This window comes from Vibrio sp. JZG120 (assembly GCF_053890955.1).
The window spans coordinates 327,041-345,567 of sequence record NZ_JBSRRK010000002.1; the positions used below are offsets into that span (position 1 = coordinate 327,041).

An 18,527-nucleotide genomic window follows, 5' to 3' on the forward strand; every position below is an offset into this window, starting at 1 on the left:
AACTTAAATGATGGATCTATTAAGGAGTTAACGAAAGGGCGGGAGGGGTCACATTTCCCTACAGTTTTTCTTACCACCTCGTTCCTGTTTTGCTATAGATTACGCATCGAAAACATGGTGTGTTCGGAGGAAATATGTCCATTAATTCTATCGACCATGACGAGATGACCAACATCGCTCACAAATGGGAATTACCTGATGAAGAAGCCGTTGTGAAGCCTGAGAAAACAGTGAAATCAGCAGAAGCCAGAAGACGCATTGAAGCGCTACGTGAAATCCGTGAAAGTGGATTGACCATTGAAGAAGCAAGGGAGCTTGGCTTGATACACTGATTGCTCTAGTTTGGTATAGCAATCCATAGGGTAGTCGTCGGGCTGCCCTTTTTATTTTTCGCTCCATTTTAGCCATTGCGTCTTACTACAACATCTCACATCTCTTTATTTTTCTTATCCAAACGTTCTAATTCACCTCTCTTTCACCTAAAAAGTTCTAGATCCAAACTCATTTTCATCTATGTAGAAGTTTGACAATCTTACCTAGCGTTACTAAAAGATATATCAATAGCGATATGCTTTTTGTTGATTATCGCGACCACAAAGCAAGGAGCGCGAGTATGGTTGACCAAATCCTTTTTTATGAGCCCGATGAGCCCCACGGTTTTCTTTCCAATTTTTGCCATGCCCCAGTCAATATATCCTCCCAAACTTGGCCCACCAGCGAACATTATTATCAAGCCCAAAAGTTCCTCGATGCGCAGTTACAAAGCAAAATTCAACACGCGAGCACTCCCGATGAAGCATTCGCCTTAAGCCGAAAATACGAACATTTCGTCAGAAGTGACTGGGAGGATATGAAGTTGGCCGTTATGGCTTTCATCGTTAGAGAAAAGTTTCTGCAAAATCCACCTTTAGCGCAGCAGTTAATGAGAACGGGTAACGCTTGTCTTACAGAGCATTCTCACAAAGATGCCTTTTGGGGGGATGGGGGAGACGGTAAAGGAGAAAATCATTTAGGAGAAATTCTGATGAACGTTCGGGCTGAGCTGAGACATGTCGAGCCCTACAATCTCGTGAAGTTCATCGATAAAGCCAAATTGCCTACCCAATGGGGCACATTTATGATGTATGGCTTCGTTGAAACTGCCACGAACAAAGAGCATCTTGCCCTCGTGTATGGAGAGCCTGCAAACAGCGCAGCACCGCTTATTCGGTTGCATTCGGAGTGCCTTACTGGCGATGCCTTGTTTAGTACGCGTTGCGACTGTGGTTTTCAGCTCAATAGGGCGCTACAAAATATTGTCGAAGAGGGATGTGGTGTACTGCTTTATTTGCGTCAAGAAGGACGTGGTATTGGCTTGATTAATAAAATTCGAGCTTATCACCTCCAGGACGATGGCGCCGATACTGTAGAAGCCAATGAACGTTTGGGCTTTGCTGCCGATATGCGTGATTACGCATTCTGTAAAGGGATGTTAGAGCATTTGGGCATTGATGCGGTGCGACTAATGACGAACAACCCACGTAAGCTGGCTGCGTTAAAAGCGGTTGATATCAACGTCATTGAGCGTGTGCCCTTGCAAGAAGGTAATAATCCAAGCAATCAACACTACTTGCAAACTAAGGCGAGTAAATTAGGGCACATGTTTGATCCTAAGTTTGTCAATCACACCAAGTAAAGCATCATCTATGTCTCAATAGATGAAAACGCCAACGATAGAATCGTTGGCGTTTTCATTCGTTAGGTCATTTATTGATACCTTTGAATGATCTCATCAATTTCACCCGATGTTTTTAACTCAGCCAAACGTGTATTGATGTAGTCCTGAGTTTCTGGCTGCATTTGGGGCGAAAAGGCCAAATAGATCGAGTAGTCAGGGATAACTGAGTCGAAAGATTGGATCTGAAAATCTTCTAGCGACAAATTGAGGCGTTTTAAGTTGTACATAACACGTGATTCCATTTCGACGAAGGCTGTATCTCCTGGTGTTCGGGTAATCACTCGATATGCGGCATCATAGTCTTTAACGCGTATTTCATTCACACTACCATCCTCAAAGAATGGGATTAAATTCGGATAATCAAAACCGAGTAGTAATACGATAGATCGGCCATGCATGGTGTCCATATTCTTGAACTCTAACGGTTTCTCACTACTAGAGACCAATACATGTTTTACAGTGTAAATGGGCTCTTCAGACAAGTTTTCTGATTGCACCTTGCCCCAATTTGGGCTGCCGTAAGTTAGCCAGTTTGGTTCGCCACCTTCTTCTAATATGGAGATCATTCGTTTAAACGGATAAGTATGATAATTCACCTGATAATCTGATTCAGCGAAAATGGCACTGACGATGTCAGTCACAATCCCGGAATGCATTTGCCCCTGTTGTTCTATTTGAAATGGCCTTGCTTGGTCGGCGATAACGTAATAGTTCACTTCAGCGGCAGTAGCATAAGTTCCTATCGCAATAAAACTAAAAGCCAATCTAAGTAGAAGTCTTTTCATCGTATCCTCGATTATTATTTACGCGTGGCTATATTTAGAGTAGCGCAAGTTTATCGGAGCGATTTCATATGGATGAAAAAGAGCGATCTCAACGTCGATTTAGTATCGGCAACCAACTTATGTTGGCGGTGCTAACGTTGAGTTTAATCTTTACTGTCATCATTTCCGCTGTGAGTTTATATCGAGTTTTTAACGAAGATTTAGCCCATTTGCACGTCGAGCTAAAGCAGGTCGAATCCAGTTACTTATCGAGCTTTTCTGCCAGCTTATGGGTGGAGGATAGGGAGCTGTTACTCACTCAAGCAGAGGGCGCAATGCGCATGCCCTCTGTGGATTATTTACGTATCGCTAATGAAGATGAAGTTATCGTCGAACTGGGCACCGTACTTTCTGAGGATGTCGTAGAAAGAAGTTGGCCGATGCAATATCGTGTTGGTGATAAAACCTATGATCTGGCGACATTGACTGTTCAGGCGGATCTGAGCTCGATTTATGAAGATCTTTGGCAACAATTTTTTTTCTTGCTCACGACAGAAGCGATCAAGATCCTATTACTCATAATTGGCGTGCTTTGGGTCGCCTTCCGCCTCTTGGTCAATCCTCTCCAACTGCTTTCCGGCGCCGTGAGCGATTTTAGTGGCGGGAAGGTCCCAAGCAAAGTTACGCTCCCAAAGCGTTGGTGTTTTGATGAAGTGAGCGTGTTGGCGGAGAAATACAACCGAAGCGTTGAGAAAGTCCGTGAACATCAGACTGAGCTTGAAGAAGAAAGAGATAGAGCGGAAGTCGCCAACCGCAAAAAAAGTGAATTTCTTGCCACCATGAGCCATGAAATTCGAACACCAATGAATGGCATTATTGGTGTCGCTTCATTACTGGGTGACACCAAACTCGATCCTCAGCAAAAAGAGTTTGTAGAGATCATCGATAGTTCTTCTCACTCTTTAATGACGATCATCGACGATATTCTCGACTTTTCTAAAGTCGAAGCAGGTAAAGTCGAATTAGAAAATGCAAGCTATGATCTGCGCCGTATTTTGGATGATGTGATCAGCTTACACGCCGTCAAAGCCAAGCAGAAGAATCTGCAATTGCTTAGCGATATTGATCCTCACTTGCCAGCGGAAGTGCAAGGCGATGCTGCGCGCTTAAAACAGGTATTGAACAATTTGTTGAGCAACGCGATCAAATTTACTGATCGTGGTCATGTGAAGCTTCTTGTTGAGTTAACACGTCAAGAGCATGATGTCGCCATGATTCGATTTCGCGTCGTTGATTCTGGCATTGGTATTGCGAAAGAGAACCAACAAGCGATCTTCGAACGTTTCCAACAAGCCGATGGCAGTACAACCAGAAAGTACGGTGGTACCGGCCTTGGTTTGGCGATTGGTGCTCAGTTGGTGAACTTAATGGGAGGAGAAATCCAACTGACAAGTGAGTTGGGGCTTGGTAGTTGTTTTGAGTTTTCGATTCCAGTTGTAGTAAAAGCACGGTCTACCTACACGGAACGACCTAATGTTTTGACGTTTCCAAAAGTTGAAGATAATGAAACCAGCCTCCAGCATGACAATCAACCTTGGGTATTGATTGTTGAAGATACCATCGTAAACCAGAAAGTCGTCCGTATTATGTTGGAAAAGCTCGGCGTTCGAGTGAGCGTCGCAAATCATGGTGAAGAAGCGCTTCAGCTATGTGAGAAGCAAGCTTTTGACTTGGTGTTTATGGATTGCCAAATGCCAGTGATGGATGGCTTCATTACTACTGAGCGTATTCGACAAATGGGAGAGTGGGGGAAACACGTTCCCATTATTGCGTTGAGTGCCAATGTTATTAAAGAAGATCAACAACATTGCTTTGACGTCGGTATGAATGAGTTTGTCGCCAAACCTGTTACCAAAGATCGGTTGCATCAAATATTCGAGCAGTTTTTACCAAAAGCGCTGAAAATCAGTGCGGGTCCCAAATAGTTAACTTGAAATTGATCAAGTTAAGTGCGTTTCTATTCTGCAATTGTAACTCTGTATGCTATAGTGCGCGGCTAGTATTTAAAGTACCTTGAGGCTGTAAATGTCGTTCAATCTATCCCTATTGCCGCCTGATGAAAAAAACAAAATCGAACTGGATAAACAAGCGTCGTTTTTGGTTTGGAAGCTCAGAGAGGCCAAATCTGGTCCTGAAGCAATAGAAGAACAGTTGTCCAAGATTAACGATGCTGATGAAAAAGCGTTTTTTCAGCAATCGGTCGAAAAGTACAAACGAGTAATGGGTGTCGCTTAACGCGAATCGTGACAACGGTATAAAACTATGTGGCGAATGAGGTAACCTCCCCATTCCTTTGCTAAGCGAAATTGAAAAGGTTTCGCTTTTTGCTAAAATCCTTCGCATTAAATTTGAATTTAGAGAGACATCCCGATGGGAAGAAGTTTTGAAGTGCGCAAAGCCTCTATGGCGAAAACTGCAGGCGCGAAAATTAAAGTTTATTCCAAATACGGTAAAGAAATTTACATGTGCGCGAAAAACGGCGGTAGTGACCCAGACATGAACTTGTCTCTTCGCCACCTGATCGCGAAAGCGAAAAAAGATCAGGTACCAGCGCACGTTATCGACAAAGCACTAGACAAAGCGAGTGGCGGCGGTGGTGAAGATTACCAACCAGCGCGCTACGAAGGCTTCGGCCCTGGCGGTACTAGTGTTATCGTTGACTGTCTGACCGATAACGGCAACCGTACTTTCCAAGATGTACGCCAATGCTTTGTTAAAGTGGGTGCGAAAATTGGTGTTGAGGGCTCAGTTTCTCACATGTTTGATCACCAAGCGGTATTCCAGTTCAAAGGCGACGATGATGAAATCATCCTAGAAACGCTAATGATGGAAGATGTGGACGTAACTGACGTTGAGCTAGAAGACGGTGTGATCACTGTATTCGCTCCTCATACAGAGTTCTTCAAGACGAAGACAGCACTAAATGGTGCGTTCCCAGATCTAACGATCGATGTGGAAGAAATCACTTTCGTTCCTCAAACTCACACGCCAGTAGCGGGTGAAGATGCTGAGAAGTTCCAGAAATTCCTAGATCTTCTAGATGACTGTGACGACGTTCAGCAGGTTTACCACAACGCAGAGCTATAATTTTTTAGCTTCCACCGTTGTAAAAAGGCTTCCCGAGGGAAGCCTTTTTTGATCGCACTCTTTGCTAGCAGCATTATACGTTGCGATATTTGGAATAACACAGTGACATGATCACACCAAAGCAGATGCCTTGCGTCAGCATGGCCGTGCCGCCGTAACTAAAGAACGGCAAAGGGCTTCCCATTACTGGCAACAAGCCGCTCACCATGCCTGTATTGATAAAAGCATACAGGAAAAAGCTCATCGCTAATGCACCACTCACAAGCCGACTAAAAAAGTGGTCAGACTGACATGCAAGCAACATGACGCGCGCGGTAATAAACAAGTACAGTGCGAGCAAGACTAAACTACCAACAAAACCCCACTCCTCGGCATAAGTCGAAAAAATAAAGTCCGTATGACTTTCTGGAATAAAGCCAAGTGTTCCTTGCGTAGCATTCATCCAACCTTTGCCTTTCATTCCGCCGGAGCCTATCGCAATCAAAGATTGGATGATTTGGTAGCCCGAACCTAACGGATCCGACTCCGGGTGCAAGAACTGAGTAACGCGGCTTTTTTGATACGTCTCCATGACGAAGAACCACAAAATTGGCGCCAACGTTAATATACTCGCGACAAAGCCACCGATTATTTTCCAGCTCATGCCAGCTAAAAATAAAACGAATAAGGCGTAAATGACGGTAAAAACCGCACCGTCTAAATCCGGTTGTAGCGCGATTAATCCGGCAGGAATCATAGTGATGAGTAAGCAAAATGCAATTTTCCTACTATCTGGTCTGCCGCCTTCAATATGTAGCATCCACGCGATCATGATTGGAATCGAGAGTTTGATTAGCTCCGAGGGTTGAAAGCGAAAAAAGCCAATATCGAGCCAACGTTGAGAGCCATTAGTGCTATCGCCAAACAAAGCGACAGCAAGTAGCAGCGCAACCGCAATAATGTAGAGATATGGAGCTGAGCGTTGATAGCTAGCGGCGGGAATCGATGACATGACCAATATACAAACCAAGGTCAGTCCGCAGCGTGCTAAATGCTTGAAGAGCATGGCCTCATTAAAGCCACTGGCACTCCAAAGTGTTAGTGTACTCAATAGCATGATCGGAATGATCGCCATCAGCAGTGGCAAATCGACCCTGGGGAAAAAACGCTTATTCATTTTCTACGACCTAATAACGCACCCAGTTCGAGCGCGAAAACAACCAGAACTCGAGAGTTCGAACTATTCCGATGCTAAGAATCCTATTTGGAAATAACAGACACCATGCAAAGGTGTGTATGAGAGGAGCGTCGATGTCGTCTGTTATGGGTAAGCTGCTTGGAAAACTGTGGAATGGATAAATACACTAGACGCAGGTTTTAAGCCAGTATTTTTATTCCTATTGTGGTGAAAGACAGACGCTTACAAACAAGCTGGGATAAATGTTCTCTTTAAGGATGGAATGTCATTCATCGCAGCAAACACCCGTTCACTCCATATAAATGCCATTGGTCGCATGCAAAAGCAGCGTGCGATCTTCTCCATTAATCTGAAACCATCAAATCACGTTCAACTAAGGACAGTACATGATGGTTTCTCAATCTCGCTCAATCAAAGCTCTTAAACTGGCAAGTACGTTTATCGCCGCATTTGCACTTAGCAGCAATCTGGCTCTGGCTAACCCAAGCGAGCGCACACTCAGTCAATTCAACCAAGCGGCGCAAGGTGACTCTGGTTTGGTTGATACCGTTTACGGCGAACTATCCAAACAACTCGAAGAGCAGGGAGCAACGCCGGTGACCTTGGTGTATTTAGGCAGTGCTGAGACGTTGCAAGGTCGTGAGGCGTTTATGCCTTGGAACAAGATGAAGTTCACCGAGCGCGGTCTTGCCACAATCCAAAAGGGTTTGGATTTAATGGCGAATCAGCCAGTACCACTGCAAGAGCAACAACGTTTACAAGGCTTGCCGGAATACCAACTAGCCACCGCCATGGCAGCCACCACCTTTACTTCTCTACCTGACATGTTCAATCACTTTGAGCGTGGCTACGAGCTGTACCTTTCTCTGCTCGATGAACCGAGTTTTAGTCAGCAACCTTTTGCGGCAACGTCTTGGATTTATCGCTACGCCATTGAAGCGGCACTGCGCGCTGAAGACGTTCAACAAGCCAAAACATGGTTAGTGCAAATGGAGCAATTGGGCGACAGCAACCTAGAAACGCAAACCGCGAAAGCGCTGCTAGCCAAGTATTAGGGAGGCGTCATGATCGTTTTTAATCAACTTAGCCGCGAATACGCCCTTGGTAGCCAAACCGTACGTGCATTGCGAGACGTGTCTGGTGAAGTGTTTGCGGGAGAAATGGTGGCACTGTGTGGACCGTCTGGCTCAGGCAAAAGCACCTTACTTAACGTGCTTGGCATGCTGGATACTCAATACCAAGGTCAGGTGACATTTTCAGGCAGCCCATACCCAACCGGACAAATGCAAGCTGCGAAAATGCGCCGAGAAAAGCTTGGCTTTGTATTTCAAAAATTCAATCTTGTGCCCGTGATGACGGCGTTAGAGAACGTGGCGTATCCGCTGCACCTCAACGGCTTTTCAAAAGCAGAACAAACTGAGCTCGCTACACAAATGCTAGAACACGTTGGCTTGGGCGAGTTTATTCATCACATGCCCGATAACTTGTCGGGCGGTCAGCAACAACGTGTGGCAATTGCTCGTGCTTTAGTACACAAACCAGCATTGGTGATTGCTGATGAGCCCACCGCAAGTCTTGATAGCCAAACTGCCAATAAGGTCATCGACATTATGAAAGGGCTCGGACACGAGCTTGGCACCACTTTTATCGTCGCCACACACGACCCTCGTATGGCATCTCGCTGCGATCGAACCATTGAGTTGGTAGATGGCAAAATTACCCAAACGCACGCAAGTGTGGAGGAAGTTTCATGGGCAAGCTAATTCCAGTTTCGGTTCGCCTTGCTTGGTTGAACCTGCAACGCAATCGCCGCCGCAGTTTATTGTCGATGCTGTTCATCGCCATTGCCGTGTTTGCCTTAACCAGTGCGGGCGGTTTTGGTCTATACACCTATGACAGTTTGAAAGAATCGACAGCGCGTGACACGGGGCATCTGACGTTAACCACGCCAGGTTACTTCGCTAAAGAAGAAGAGATGCCACTGAGTAATGGGTTAACTCATGCGGACGACATCACCAAGCAATTGATTGGCTTGAATGAAGTGCGAGGCGTGCAGCCACGAGTTGAGTTCAGCGGTTTGATTTCCAACGGCAACAAGTCCTCGATCTTTATCGGCATTGGCGTCAACGAACGCGAATTCGATATGAAAGGACCGTTTTTGGATGTGCGCGAAGGGCAAACACTTTCCAACATTCATGCATCGCGTTATGACCCAGCAGAACCAGAAGTGATGCTTGGCGTTGATTTAGCGAACAACCTAAGCGTGCACGTTGGCGATTGGATCACTTTGCTGGCGACCACAACCGACGGCGCATTGAACGCTTATGACTTCAAAGTCCGTGGCATCTATTCAACCGGCGTACCTGAGCTTGATAAACGCCAACTTTACGTACACATCAACAGCGCGCAATCGCTGCTCGGTTCAGACAAAGTCAGTGCGTTATCGGTCTTCCTGTTCGATACCAGTTTAACTAGCCAAGTCGAGCAACAAGTGGCTTCGGTTCTGATTAAGCAAAAGCAGAACTTTGGTGATCAAGATATTGAAATTACGCCTTGGCAAGAACGCGCGTTCTTCTATCTCAAAGTGAAAGATTTGTACGACCGTATTTTCGGCATCATGGGGGCAGTGATGGCGCTGGTGGTCTTTGTTGCGCTGTTCAACACCATGACCATGTCGGTCACCGAGCGTACCCGTGAAATTGGCACCTTGTCAGCACTTGGTAGCTACCCTTGCGAAATCATTGCTGGGTTCTTGCGCGAGGCAGGGTTACTCGCGGTGATTGGCAGCTTAATCGGCGCTTTGTTTACGGCGCTAGTGACCGTCTTACTGATGATCGTGGATGTGCAAATGCCGCCACCGCCAGGACGCACCGAAGGTTACCCATTGACGATTTACTTCTCTTGGGAGCTGGTGGCTATAGCTGGATTTGCAGTATTGATGATTTGTTTGGTTGCGGCGTTTTTCTCGGCACGCAAAGGGGTGAACAAGCCAATTACGGAGGCACTGATTTATGTTTAATTTCAAATCACTATTACCAATTGCACTGCTGACGGTAAGCGGCATGGCAAGCATGAATGCCAGTGCGAATGAAACAGCGTTAGATGCACAGCAAGTCGCGCAATTGATTGAAAAAGCCGACAGCTACCGCTTACAAGATGATTCCTCCAAAGTGGTGTCATTGGTGCGCTTATATCAAGATCAAGAGTTAGATAAAACCCGTCTTTACCACGTGTACACGCGTCCAAATCGTGAATCGCTGGTGGTGTTCAAATCGGCAGTCGAAGCTGGGCAAAAGATGTTGATGATGGGCGACAACTACTGGCTACAAATGCCAAAGAGCCGCCGTCCGATTCGCATTACGCCGATGCAGAAGCTGCTTGGTGAAGCGTCTATCGGCGACATCTCAACCCTGACGTGGAGCCAAGATTATCAAGGTGAATGGAAAGCGACAGAAACTGTTTCGGTGAACGGAGAAAGTGTCGCGGCTTATCACCTTGCGTTAACCGCGAAAACCAAAGGGGCGAGCTATCAGAAGATCGACTTATGGTTGTCTGAGCAAGATGCGTTTCCAATCAAAGCTGATCTTTACTTGCGCTCTGGCAAACTCGCCAAGCAAGCGGAGTACGGACGTGCAAGCGACAACGGTGAAGACTACGTCAGTGAGATGACCTTGCTTGATAGCATTCAGCCGAGCAAAAAGACCGTTATCGAGTATCAAGAAATCGTGCCTTGGCAGCTGGATAACAAGTTCTACAACCCAAGCTATTTGCCTAAAGCCAATACGACTCAGCTTTAGTCTGAGCTTCGTAAATAGAACCATGAAAACGAGCAAGGAAGTCACATGAAATCGCGCCAGCCTAACCTTAACAAAAGCACCAGTTTGTTGATTGCTGCCTCATTGTGTGTGGGCGCGTCAGCCCCTGCTTTTGCCAATGACGAACTGAGTTTTGAGTGGGATTGGGCTGTCAGTTACGAAACTGCAAAGCAGCGTGACAGCGGATTTATGCAGGCGCAGGGCAGTTCTCGTGATTCACTTAATGCACTCTTGGATGTGCAGGTGAACTATCAAAACTTCAGTGGCTTGTTTGCTCTGTACAGCCAAGGTTTGTACCTCAATCAACAAGGAGAGAGTGATTGGTGGAGTGAAGCTGATAACCAATTGCTGATTCGAGAGCTGGCTTGGCTAGGGGAGTGGCAAGTCGGCGATACCACTCTTGATGTGAGCTTAGGTAAGTTGCGCGTGGATTGGGGCGTAGGTTATGGCTACCGACCTTTGGATCTGTTTAAGCCGTATCGACAAAACCCTGTTGGCTTAGTGGCAGAAGAGGGCGCGGGTGTGTTTTCACTTTCACACTACGATATGGCCGGCGAATGGACCGTCATTGCGACCGATTCAAGCTGGGGGCAACAAGACCAAAGTGCACTTGATCAAGCCGCAGAGCAGCAAGGTGTTGGTATTCGTCGTTATGCGCTGGTGGGTGACACCGAGTATCAACTTATTGGTTATTACGATGATGTGCGCCGAGGTTTACTTGGAGCCAGTGTAATTGCGGTGTGGGATGAATCCATCGCAATGCACGGTTCCATGCTGTGGCAAAAGCAAAGTGTCGGCTATCAGTTTCAGCAGGATGATCTTTACCGACCCATTTCGGTTGAGGAGCAGGGCAGCGCATTCCAAGCCTTAGCTGGGGTGAACTGGGCAAACCAAGCCGGACACAACGTGATTGCTGAATATTGGTACGACAGCCGTGCATGGTCGAAAAGCGAATGGCAACAAGCAATAGAGCGTGGCGAATTACTCTCTCAGATCCCTGATCCTAACAACTCTCTGTTGGCTAGCAGCGCTCTACTTGCGACAAGCTACGCCCAAGGGTTTCAGCATGCCAATATCGTTCAGCATAACGTAATGCTGCACTGGAGTTGGGATGTGGAAGCATGGTCTGCATGGAACGGCAAAGGGGATATGGGCTGGCTAAGTGATGTAACCCCTACGTTGGATGTGATGCTGTCGCCACAAGATGGTGGTGTGATTGTCACGCAGTGGCTTAACTACCAATGGATTGATACTGGCGTTCAAAGTGTAGAAGTGGAAGTTGCCGCACGCTTTTTAACCGGAGACGACCAATCTGCTTACGCACAAATCAATGATAAGCATATGATTGTATTTAACATCAAAGGGAAATTCTAAATGTATTCAGCTAAGTTAATGGTAGAAAGTGGATGGCTACGCAGTGTGGTTGTCACGACTTTATTCTGTTTGTTTATCTCGGTAATGACATTGTCTGTTTGGGGTGGTCCTTACTATGTACATGTATTGGTGAGCTTTGGTTTTGGTTACTCCGCCTTGTTCTTCTCTTGGTTAGTCGACAAGTTGTTTCCTAGCATCCCTCGTAGACTAGAAATTGCTTTGTCACTGACCGCCTGTTTGTTGTTTGGCGTCATTAATGCGCAGTTTTGGCTCGGTGAATACTTCGGCATTTCGGGCATGCTGCCAGTGTTGCTGATGGGCTTGTTATTCAGCGGCATGTGTTACTTTTATTTCCACTCACGAGAGAAAGAAGCGATTGCTCAGCGTGAATTAGAGAGTATCAAGCGTGAAAAGGCAGAGCAGGAACGTGCACTGTTGCTAAGTCAGCTTAAACAGATGCAAAGCCAGATTGAACCGCATTTCCTATTTAATACCTTGGCAAATATCAGCGCGTTGATGTCCCAGGACGTTGATAAGGCCAAGCAGATGTTGGATCAACTTACCGCACTATTACGTGCGACGCTAAAAAGCTCACGTGAAGAGCACACCACGATTGAGAATGAAATTGCCTTAATTGAAGCCTACTTGAGTATTCAGAAGATACGTCTGGATGGACGCCTAAGCTACAAAATTGAAGTAGAAGACGGTTTAGGAACAACAGAACTGCCACCGATGATGTTGCAACCTTTGGTGGAGAATGCCATTGTTCACGGTATTGAGCCAAAGCGAGAAGGCGGCGAAGTCAGTTTGCTCATTAAGCGCGAACAACAGAACTTGCAGATTGAAGTTAGAGACACAGGTGTTGGCTTGAATCATGTTAGTGGGCACATGGGCTCCGGCGTGGGTTTGAGTAATCTCAAGCAGCGAGTTGAAGCTTTGTTCGCAGGGCAAGGAGAGGTTTCTATCAGTGAGTCTGCTCAGGGTGGCGTATGTGTTCGCCTGAGCTGGCCAATGGAATCGTAATCAAGGAAGAAAGGAATGAATACAGGGTTTACTGTCATTATTGCTGATGATGAACCGCTATTGAGGCGTCATCTTGATAAAAGCCTAGCTGAAGTGTGGCCTGAGCTAGAGGTAATAGCCAAAGTCGCAGATGGTGAACAAGCGTTGCAAGCCATTGAGCAAAGCCAACCTGACATTGCGTTTCTCGATATTCGTATGCCAGTTTTGGATGGCATGACATTAGCACAAAAGCTCAATCAACTCGCCAATCCCCCTTTGATTGTGTTTGTCACCGCGTACGATGATTACGCCATCAAAGCTTTTGAGCAAAATGCCGCCGATTATTTGCTTAAGCCTATCTCGGATGAGCGCCTCCTGACGACGTGTGAAAGAGTGAAAGCACGCCTTGCTAAGCGAACACAAGAGAGCAGCAATGTGCAGATGAGCAGCCTGTTAGAGCAGTTGCAGCAATTATCCGCGCCACAAACGCCGCAGTATTTACAGTGGATTAAAGCGACGCAAGGGGAAGATATTCATCTGATCGCCACGTCTGATGTGTTGTATTTCAAAGCGGAAGAAAAATACGTTTCTGTGTATGCACAACAAGGACAAGGCAAAGTGCAGGAGTATTTGATTCGCACCTCGTTGAAAGAGTTGATAGGGCAGCTTAACCCAGAACAGTTCTGGCAAGTGCACCGCTCAAGTGTTGTGCAAGTGTGCAAAATTAGCAAGGTAAACAAAGACTTTACAGGCAGAATGTTTGTTCACGTTGGAGAAAACAAGCTCCCGGTGAGTCGTGCATCTCAAAGTTTGTTCAAAGGGATGTAATTGCTAGAACTGCTCACTCTTTACACTGTAAACTCGCTGCTCTTAACCCACATTATCAAGGAAGATAAATGAGTTATCGCGTAACCCTGTTAAATGCGACGGGAGAGTTGTCTCCAATCTCTGAGTATTTGCATCAGAAACTTGATGATCTGAGCTCACAACTTTCTAGTTACTTTGATTTAAGTAACAACGATTTAAGTAATGTTGACCTGACTGTTAGCCCGTTTGATCGCAATGACGTACCGCAGACGGGGATTGGTGGCTATTGCTTAAGCGCCTATCGTGTAGAGATTCTGCTTGATACTCAACGTGCTGATATTAAAAACGTTATTGAGAAAGAACTGGCTGCGGTGTTAGCGCATGAGTTGCATCACCTGTTCCGTATGCGAGCAGGTGAGAATGGCGTTGCACTTGGTGATGTGCTGATTATGGAAGGGTTAGCTTGTCATTTCGAACGCAAGGTGAATGGAGGCATCACACCGAGCTTGTTTGAGAAAATCAAAGATCAAGATTGGCGCCCTTTCTATGCTGAGATGAAAGACAAGTTGACCAGCTTAGATTACAACTTCGACGCTTACTTTCTTGGCAGTGATGAAAGCCGCTGGCCGAAGTACATGGGGTATTGGGTCGGGTACAACCTTGTCGCGGAATATCTGGCTGATTCTCAGGGCTCTGAACTGGATTTGGTTGGAGCAAAAGCCGAGCTTTTCTATCAATAACTCCGGCACAAGCCAAACTAATAGGCTGAGTCATAAAAACAAAAAGCGCCTAAGTCATCAGACATTAGGCGCATTCTTCGTTTTATAGCGACGATTTCTCCGAAGAGGCGAATGGGCTTATTCGCTGATTGTCACTTTCTCAATAATGATTGGATCGCATGGTACATCATCGTGACCAAGCTTAGAGGTCGTTTTCACTTTCGCGATGCGATTTACGACATCCATACCCGCAGTCACTTTGCCAAACACCGCGTAGCCCCAGCCCAAGTTGGTGGTTGCGGTGTGGTCTAGGAAATCGTTGTCTTCCAAGTTAATGAAGAACTGTGCCGTTGCAGAGTGCGGTGCATCGGTACGCGCCATTGAGATAGTGCCAACAAGGTTCTTTAGACCACGGTTTGCTTCGTTCGCAATCGGGGCGCGCGTTGGCTTTTCTGCCATGTCTTCGGTGTGACCGCCACCTTGGATCATAAAACCATCGATAATGCGGTGGAAAATGGTGCCGTTGTAGAAGCCATCTTCACAGTATTTTTTGAAGTTCTTTGAGCTAACTGGCGCTCGTTCTAGGTTCAGTTCAATCTCGATATCACCGAAATTGGTGGTCATAATTATCATTTTGTTTTGCCCCTGTGGGTGCGAAGTTGGCGGCATTATAACTAAGTCGTTTGAGGATAGCAGAAATAAAAACAGCGACGTTAAGGCGTCGCTGTTTCTACTATTAAGTATGGTTAAGGAAGTTAAACCGTGAAGCGCCCCACCAAGTCGTAAAGCTCGTTGGCTTTGTGATTGAGGTTTTGGCTGCCCGAGCGATTTTGATTGGCAAGGTGCGCCGATTGACTACTTTGCTGAGAAATGACTTCGATGCGTTGTGAAATCTCTTGTCCAACTTGGCTTTGCTCTTCGGTCGCGGTAGCGATCAGCGTGTTCATGTCCATGATATTCGCAATCGCTGCTTGAATATCTTGCAGCGCAACCGATGCAGCACGTGCTTCTTCTACTGTCGCTTCGCCACGTGCTTGGCTAGATTCCATCGCTTTTACTGCGGCATCCGATCCTGCTTTAAGTTGATCGATCATCTTGTGAATGTCACCTGTGCTGTCCTGAGTGCGGCTTGCAAGCTTACGCACTTCATCCGCGACAACTGCGAATCCGCGTCCTTGGTCGCCCGCTCGTGCCGCTTCAATGGCGGCATTTAGTGCAAGCAAGTTGGTTTGTTCAGCAATATCTTGGATGACTTCAAGTGAGGATGAGATGTTCTGCACGTCACTCTCTAGACGTGAAATTACAGTGCTTGCTTCAGAGACCTCATTCGCTAGGGCTTCAACGGAGTTAGCGGCGGAGTCCACGATGTGCTTCGCTTGTTGTGCGTTGTCATCGGCATTTTTAGCGGAATCGGCGGCTTGGTTTGCATTGCCAGAGATCTCGTGAGCGGTGGCCGTCATTTCTGTCATTGCTGTCGCGACTTGTTCCGTTTCCTCACGTTGACCTGAAGCCAATTCATCCACTTGTGAGGCGCGTTGAGACATGTTGTTAGTTTCTGATACTACCTCTTGTCCGACATGGCTGACGCTCTTAATAATTCCTTGCAAGCTCTCAACGAAGATATTGAAGTTATGCGCGAGCTGCTTAAATTCTGGCACGCTAGATTCTTCCATACGCGCGGTTAAGTCGGCGTCACCTTGCGCGAAAGATTGGATTGAGCTGTCAAACTGTTCGATAGGGCGCATAATGCTACGGTTGACGAGTACGGCAAAAATGGCCACGACAACGGCAATAGAGACACAAAACATAGCAATAGCGGCTAAGGTATTGTTTAGCTCATCGTTTGCTGTGTTTTCCATCTCTGTAATGATCGCATCGATGTCATCAGTATAAAAACCTGTGCCAATCATAATATCCCACTTGGGAATGAACATGGAGTAGCTGAGTTTTGGTAATGCTTCGGTTTGCCCTAACTTAGGGAAGTAGTAGGTTGTGAAGTCACCCGTTTTGGCGTTTTTCAACAGGTCTTGGATCAGGTAGTTGCCTTTTTTGTCTTGAAGGTTATAGAAGTTTTCTCCAACCCCTTTGTTGTTTTTTCCGACAACAACACGCACACCTTTTGAGTCGTACGCAAAAATATAACCTGATTGGCCGAACTCTAGCTCTTTGAGCACTGGAATGGCTTCTTGCAATGAGGCATTACGATCCAATAATGGTTTGAGTGCGGAATGAGCCATCTGCACATAGTTTTTCAGTTCCGCTTTCTTCATCGCCATCATCGTCGTGTGCGTATGATTGATTTGTTGTTGGTTGTAGGTACTGGTTTGGAGGTAGGTAAACCACATCATACCCAAAGCAATCGTTAACACGGGAATGATGGAAAGAATATAAAGTCGCTTTCTTATCGTTAGATTCATAGGTACTTCCTTACGTCTCGGCGCAGCGTTACAAACTGGTAAACTCCAATAGCTTTACCAAATAAAAGTGTTAATAATTATTTTTGTACTGATTGCAGATTAACCGAGTTGGCGGGTGAGAAGTACAGGAAGTTGGTGATCGTGGACGAGAGAGACTCACATTTTTAAGCAGGATCACAATTAGCGAGAGCATTGGCCCGAGTTGCAGCGGGAGCTACCAGTAAGCCAGTATGAGACACGATACCTATTGTTGGCAAAGCGCAGGTAAAGCCAGTCGGCAATTGGTTTGAATAATGGCCAACGTAGTGGTGCATATAGCCAACCTCGTCCGACCAACTGCCATGCTCGGTGAGTCACATCAAGACCAAGTATCAGTTCATTATTGTCATTCAGCGCATGCAAAATCGTATTGGCTTTTTGTGCGTCTATCTGTGGGTAATCAGAAAAGTCATCGCTGTAGATATCGACGATTTTTATCGCTTGTTTTACATCTCGTCGCTTAAGTGCGTGCATTTCTTTGGCGCACAGTGGGCAAGTTCCGTCATAAAATATGGTGAGTTTTGTCATTGCGATCGTCTTATTATTTGATTTGTCTTACTGAGTTCTACGTGGCGATTTTTCTTTTGGTTCATTATGTTGCAGGTAGTGGTTCCAATTCGCGCGTATGTTCTCGTAGTTGTATTGGCAAAAGTCTTTGCGATCACGTAGGTAGTCTTTTTCAACTTCATCGAGAAGCGACTTGTACTGTTCCGGATCACTGCCGTACACCAAACATAAGGTAGAGAAGTAGCGTTGCAAATCAAAACTGTGCTCATCAATGTACTCACCGAAGTCGTAGTAGTCCGGTCTGTCATCGGACTCAAATGCGAACATGTCGGCGGCGCTAATGGCCATCTCTGCGCCATCTTCTAGGAAGTCAATCATTAAGATCGTGGCAAAATTATCGACGGCATCTTCTTCTTTTCCGAGAATAGGGATGTTTTGATCTTCGATGTAAGCATGCCCGGCTTCATGAAGCAAGGTGTGTAATAACGTATCTAACGCCCTTGTTTTTGGGGATTTTCCAAGGCGTTCTTCATACTGGTTATTGGAGAAGTAATTGAGTGATTCCAAATAAAAAGTGTAGGGAATGTGTATCGTGTGCGTATCGGGATCGTACATTGGGCCATCTTCTCCGCCGTAAACCAGTGTGAGTGGTTTGCGAAATGGAAAGTGGATCTGAGATAGCTCAAGAAAAATTGGGTTTACATCGCTGTTTTGGATAGATTGCAGGGCGATTTTTTCATGGGTTGTTTCCACGGGAGAATATTCAATACGGATATTTTCCGCTGCAGTGGCAGATGAGATGGCACAGAGTAATAGCACAGGGAAAAGCAAATGAATTTTCATGTAGGGCTCTTGTTATTTTAATAACTTATATAAAAATTATACATGTTTTTGTGTGATGCATAATTGGGATTGTTTTTATCACCCAGAACCGGGTAGTTAGCCTCGAAAGACTACCATGACAACACCGTACATTTTGGTTGCTGGGCCCTCAAGAAAGCCGATCAAAACACATTTACTCAGGAGACGATAGATAAGTGAT

At 46.0% G+C, this 18,527-nt stretch carries 19 protein-coding genes; 13 read left to right on the forward strand and 6 right to left on the reverse strand.

The window, feature by feature from the left end:
* The first annotated feature begins 134 nt into the window (after nucleotides 1-134).
* Nucleotides 135-332: a PA3496 family putative envelope integrity protein gene (locus ACWPOD_RS07265; protein ID WP_005392088.1), complete on the forward strand. Its 198-nt coding sequence runs from the start codon at nucleotides 135-137 to the stop codon at nucleotides 330-332.
* Between the two features lie 281 nt (nucleotides 333-613).
* Complete coding sequence (gene ribA, locus ACWPOD_RS07270) at nucleotides 614-1,675, forward strand: GTP cyclohydrolase II (RefSeq protein WP_006740907.1); 1,062 nt, start codon at nucleotides 614-616, stop codon at nucleotides 1,673-1,675.
* Nucleotides 1,676-1,746: 71 nt separating this feature from the next.
* Here ribA and ACWPOD_RS07275 read toward each other — a convergent pair whose 3' ends face one another.
* On the reverse strand, nucleotides 1,747-2,502 hold the full coding sequence (locus ACWPOD_RS07275; protein WP_006740908.1) for a substrate-binding periplasmic protein: 756 nt from the start codon (nucleotides 2,500-2,502) through the stop codon (nucleotides 1,747-1,749).
* Nucleotides 2,503-2,570: 68 nt separating this feature from the next.
* Here ACWPOD_RS07275 and ACWPOD_RS07280 point away from each other — a divergent pair, with 68 nt between their 5' ends.
* The 3 genes from ACWPOD_RS07280 to ACWPOD_RS07290 all read left to right on the forward strand — a co-directional run bounded on the left by ACWPOD_RS07280 (nucleotide 2,571) and on the right by ACWPOD_RS07290 (nucleotide 5,628).
* Nucleotides 2,571-4,466, forward strand: a complete 1,896-nt coding sequence (locus ACWPOD_RS07280; RefSeq protein ID WP_395196903.1) for an ATP-binding protein — start codon at nucleotides 2,571-2,573, stop codon at nucleotides 4,464-4,466.
* A gap of 100 nt (nucleotides 4,467-4,566) precedes the next feature.
* A complete protein-coding gene (locus tag ACWPOD_RS07285; RefSeq protein WP_005374484.1) occupies nucleotides 4,567-4,776 on the forward strand; it encodes a DUF3283 family protein in 210 nt (69 codons plus the stop codon).
* 135 nt (nucleotides 4,777-4,911) lie between these two features.
* Entirely contained in the window at nucleotides 4,912-5,628 is a 717-nt protein-coding gene (locus ACWPOD_RS07290) for a YebC/PmpR family DNA-binding transcriptional regulator (RefSeq protein WP_005392082.1), read from the forward strand.
* Between the two features lie 73 nt (nucleotides 5,629-5,701).
* Here ACWPOD_RS07290 and rodA read toward each other — a convergent pair whose 3' ends face one another.
* A complete protein-coding gene (rodA, locus tag ACWPOD_RS07295) occupies nucleotides 5,702-6,784 on the reverse strand; it encodes a rod shape-determining protein RodA (protein WP_005392081.1) in 1,083 nt (360 codons plus the stop codon).
* A 407-nt stretch (nucleotides 6,785-7,191) separates the two neighbouring features.
* On the opposite strand from rodA, the gene ACWPOD_RS07300 reads away from it, so the two are divergent.
* The 8 genes from ACWPOD_RS07300 to ACWPOD_RS07335 all read left to right on the forward strand — a co-directional run bounded on the left by ACWPOD_RS07300 (nucleotide 7,192) and on the right by ACWPOD_RS07335 (nucleotide 14,543).
* Entirely contained in the window at nucleotides 7,192-7,860 is a 669-nt protein-coding gene (locus ACWPOD_RS07300; RefSeq protein ID WP_006740910.1) for a hypothetical protein, read from the forward strand.
* A gap of 9 nt (nucleotides 7,861-7,869) precedes the next feature.
* Entirely contained in the window at nucleotides 7,870-8,568 is a 699-nt protein-coding gene (locus ACWPOD_RS07305) for an ABC transporter ATP-binding protein (protein ID WP_006740911.1), read from the forward strand.
* Nucleotides 8,556-9,824: an ABC transporter permease gene (locus ACWPOD_RS07310; protein WP_456231729.1), complete on the forward strand. Its 1,269-nt coding sequence runs from the start codon at nucleotides 8,556-8,558 to the stop codon at nucleotides 9,822-9,824. Before ACWPOD_RS07305 ends, ACWPOD_RS07310 begins: the two co-directional genes overlap by 13 nt.
* Nucleotides 9,817-10,602, forward strand: coding sequence for an outer membrane lipoprotein-sorting protein (locus tag ACWPOD_RS07315; RefSeq protein WP_182035907.1), 786 nt, complete (start codon nucleotides 9,817-9,819; stop codon nucleotides 10,600-10,602). The genes ACWPOD_RS07310 and ACWPOD_RS07315 overlap by 8 nt, the downstream gene beginning before the upstream one ends.
* 45 nt (nucleotides 10,603-10,647) lie before the next feature.
* A complete protein-coding gene (locus tag ACWPOD_RS07320; RefSeq protein WP_456231730.1) occupies nucleotides 10,648-11,994 on the forward strand; it encodes a hypothetical protein in 1,347 nt (448 codons plus the stop codon).
* Nucleotides 11,995-13,017: a sensor histidine kinase gene (locus ACWPOD_RS07325; protein ID WP_395187417.1), complete on the forward strand. Its 1,023-nt coding sequence runs from the start codon at nucleotides 11,995-11,997 to the stop codon at nucleotides 13,015-13,017.
* A 15-nt stretch (nucleotides 13,018-13,032) separates the two neighbouring features.
* Nucleotides 13,033-13,824 (forward strand): LytR/AlgR family response regulator transcription factor, encoded by a 792-nt coding sequence (locus ACWPOD_RS07330; RefSeq protein WP_456231731.1) that lies wholly within the window; start codon nucleotides 13,033-13,035, stop codon nucleotides 13,822-13,824.
* A 68-nt stretch (nucleotides 13,825-13,892) separates the two neighbouring features.
* Entirely contained in the window at nucleotides 13,893-14,543 is a 651-nt protein-coding gene (locus tag ACWPOD_RS07335) for a DUF2268 domain-containing putative Zn-dependent protease (protein WP_456231732.1), read from the forward strand.
* Between the two features lie 117 nt (nucleotides 14,544-14,660).
* On the opposite strand, the gene ACWPOD_RS07340 is transcribed toward ACWPOD_RS07335, so the two are convergent.
* From ACWPOD_RS07340 to ACWPOD_RS07355, 4 genes are all read right to left on the reverse strand, one after another.
* Nucleotides 14,661-15,155, reverse strand: a complete 495-nt coding sequence (locus ACWPOD_RS07340) for a peptidylprolyl isomerase (protein WP_456231733.1) — start codon at nucleotides 15,153-15,155, stop codon at nucleotides 14,661-14,663.
* A gap of 122 nt (nucleotides 15,156-15,277) precedes the next feature.
* Nucleotides 15,278-16,939, reverse strand: a complete 1,662-nt coding sequence (locus ACWPOD_RS07345; protein WP_005392065.1) for a methyl-accepting chemotaxis protein — start codon at nucleotides 16,937-16,939, stop codon at nucleotides 15,278-15,280.
* 180 nt (nucleotides 16,940-17,119) lie between these two features.
* A complete protein-coding gene (locus ACWPOD_RS07350) occupies nucleotides 17,120-17,506 on the reverse strand; it encodes a thiol-disulfide oxidoreductase DCC family protein (RefSeq protein WP_257888892.1) in 387 nt (128 codons plus the stop codon).
* Nucleotides 17,507-17,533: 27 nt separating this feature from the next.
* Nucleotides 17,534-18,328, reverse strand: a complete 795-nt coding sequence (locus ACWPOD_RS07355) for a DUF4344 domain-containing metallopeptidase (RefSeq protein ID WP_456231734.1) — start codon at nucleotides 18,326-18,328, stop codon at nucleotides 17,534-17,536.
* Nucleotides 18,329-18,527: the final 199 nt, after the last annotated feature.

Coding starts and splice junctions, on each gene's coding strand:
- ACWPOD_RS07345 (WP_005392065.1), bottom strand. CDS start 16,939: ATGAATCTAACGATAAGAAAGCGACTTTATATTCTTTCCATCATTCCC.
- ACWPOD_RS07315 (WP_182035907.1), top strand. CDS start 9,817: ATGTTTAATTTCAAATCACTATTACCAATTGCACTGCTGACGGTAAGC.
- ACWPOD_RS07320 (WP_456231730.1), top strand. CDS start 10,648: ATGAAATCGCGCCAGCCTAACCTTAACAAAAGCACCAGTTTGTTGATT.
- ACWPOD_RS07290 (WP_005392082.1), top strand. CDS start 4,912: ATGGGAAGAAGTTTTGAAGTGCGCAAAGCCTCTATGGCGAAAACTGCA.
- ribA (WP_006740907.1), top strand. CDS start 614: ATGGTTGACCAAATCCTTTTTTATGAGCCCGATGAGCCCCACGGTTTT.
- ACWPOD_RS07305 (WP_006740911.1), top strand. CDS start 7,870: ATGATCGTTTTTAATCAACTTAGCCGCGAATACGCCCTTGGTAGCCAA.
- ACWPOD_RS07325 (WP_395187417.1), top strand. CDS start 11,995: ATGTATTCAGCTAAGTTAATGGTAGAAAGTGGATGGCTACGCAGTGTG.
- ACWPOD_RS07340 (WP_456231733.1), bottom strand. CDS start 15,155: ATGATAATTATGACCACCAATTTCGGTGATATCGAGATTGAACTGAAC.
- ACWPOD_RS07265 (WP_005392088.1), top strand. CDS start 135: ATGTCCATTAATTCTATCGACCATGACGAGATGACCAACATCGCTCAC.
- ACWPOD_RS07350 (WP_257888892.1), bottom strand. CDS start 17,506: ATGACAAAACTCACCATATTTTATGACGGAACTTGCCCACTGTGCGCC.
- rodA (WP_005392081.1), bottom strand. CDS start 6,784: ATGAATAAGCGTTTTTTCCCCAGGGTCGATTTGCCACTGCTGATGGCG.
- ACWPOD_RS07330 (WP_456231731.1), top strand. CDS start 13,033: ATGAATACAGGGTTTACTGTCATTATTGCTGATGATGAACCGCTATTG.
- ACWPOD_RS07310 (WP_456231729.1), top strand. CDS start 8,556: ATGGGCAAGCTAATTCCAGTTTCGGTTCGCCTTGCTTGGTTGAACCTG.
- ACWPOD_RS07280 (WP_395196903.1), top strand. CDS start 2,571: ATGGATGAAAAAGAGCGATCTCAACGTCGATTTAGTATCGGCAACCAA.
- ACWPOD_RS07285 (WP_005374484.1), top strand. CDS start 4,567: ATGTCGTTCAATCTATCCCTATTGCCGCCTGATGAAAAAAACAAAATC.
- ACWPOD_RS07300 (WP_006740910.1), top strand. CDS start 7,192: ATGATGGTTTCTCAATCTCGCTCAATCAAAGCTCTTAAACTGGCAAGT.
- ACWPOD_RS07335 (WP_456231732.1), top strand. CDS start 13,893: ATGAGTTATCGCGTAACCCTGTTAAATGCGACGGGAGAGTTGTCTCCA.
- ACWPOD_RS07355 (WP_456231734.1), bottom strand. CDS start 18,328: ATGAAAATTCATTTGCTTTTCCCTGTGCTATTACTCTGTGCCATCTCA.
- ACWPOD_RS07275 (WP_006740908.1), bottom strand. CDS start 2,502: ATGAAAAGACTTCTACTTAGATTGGCTTTTAGTTTTATTGCGATAGGA.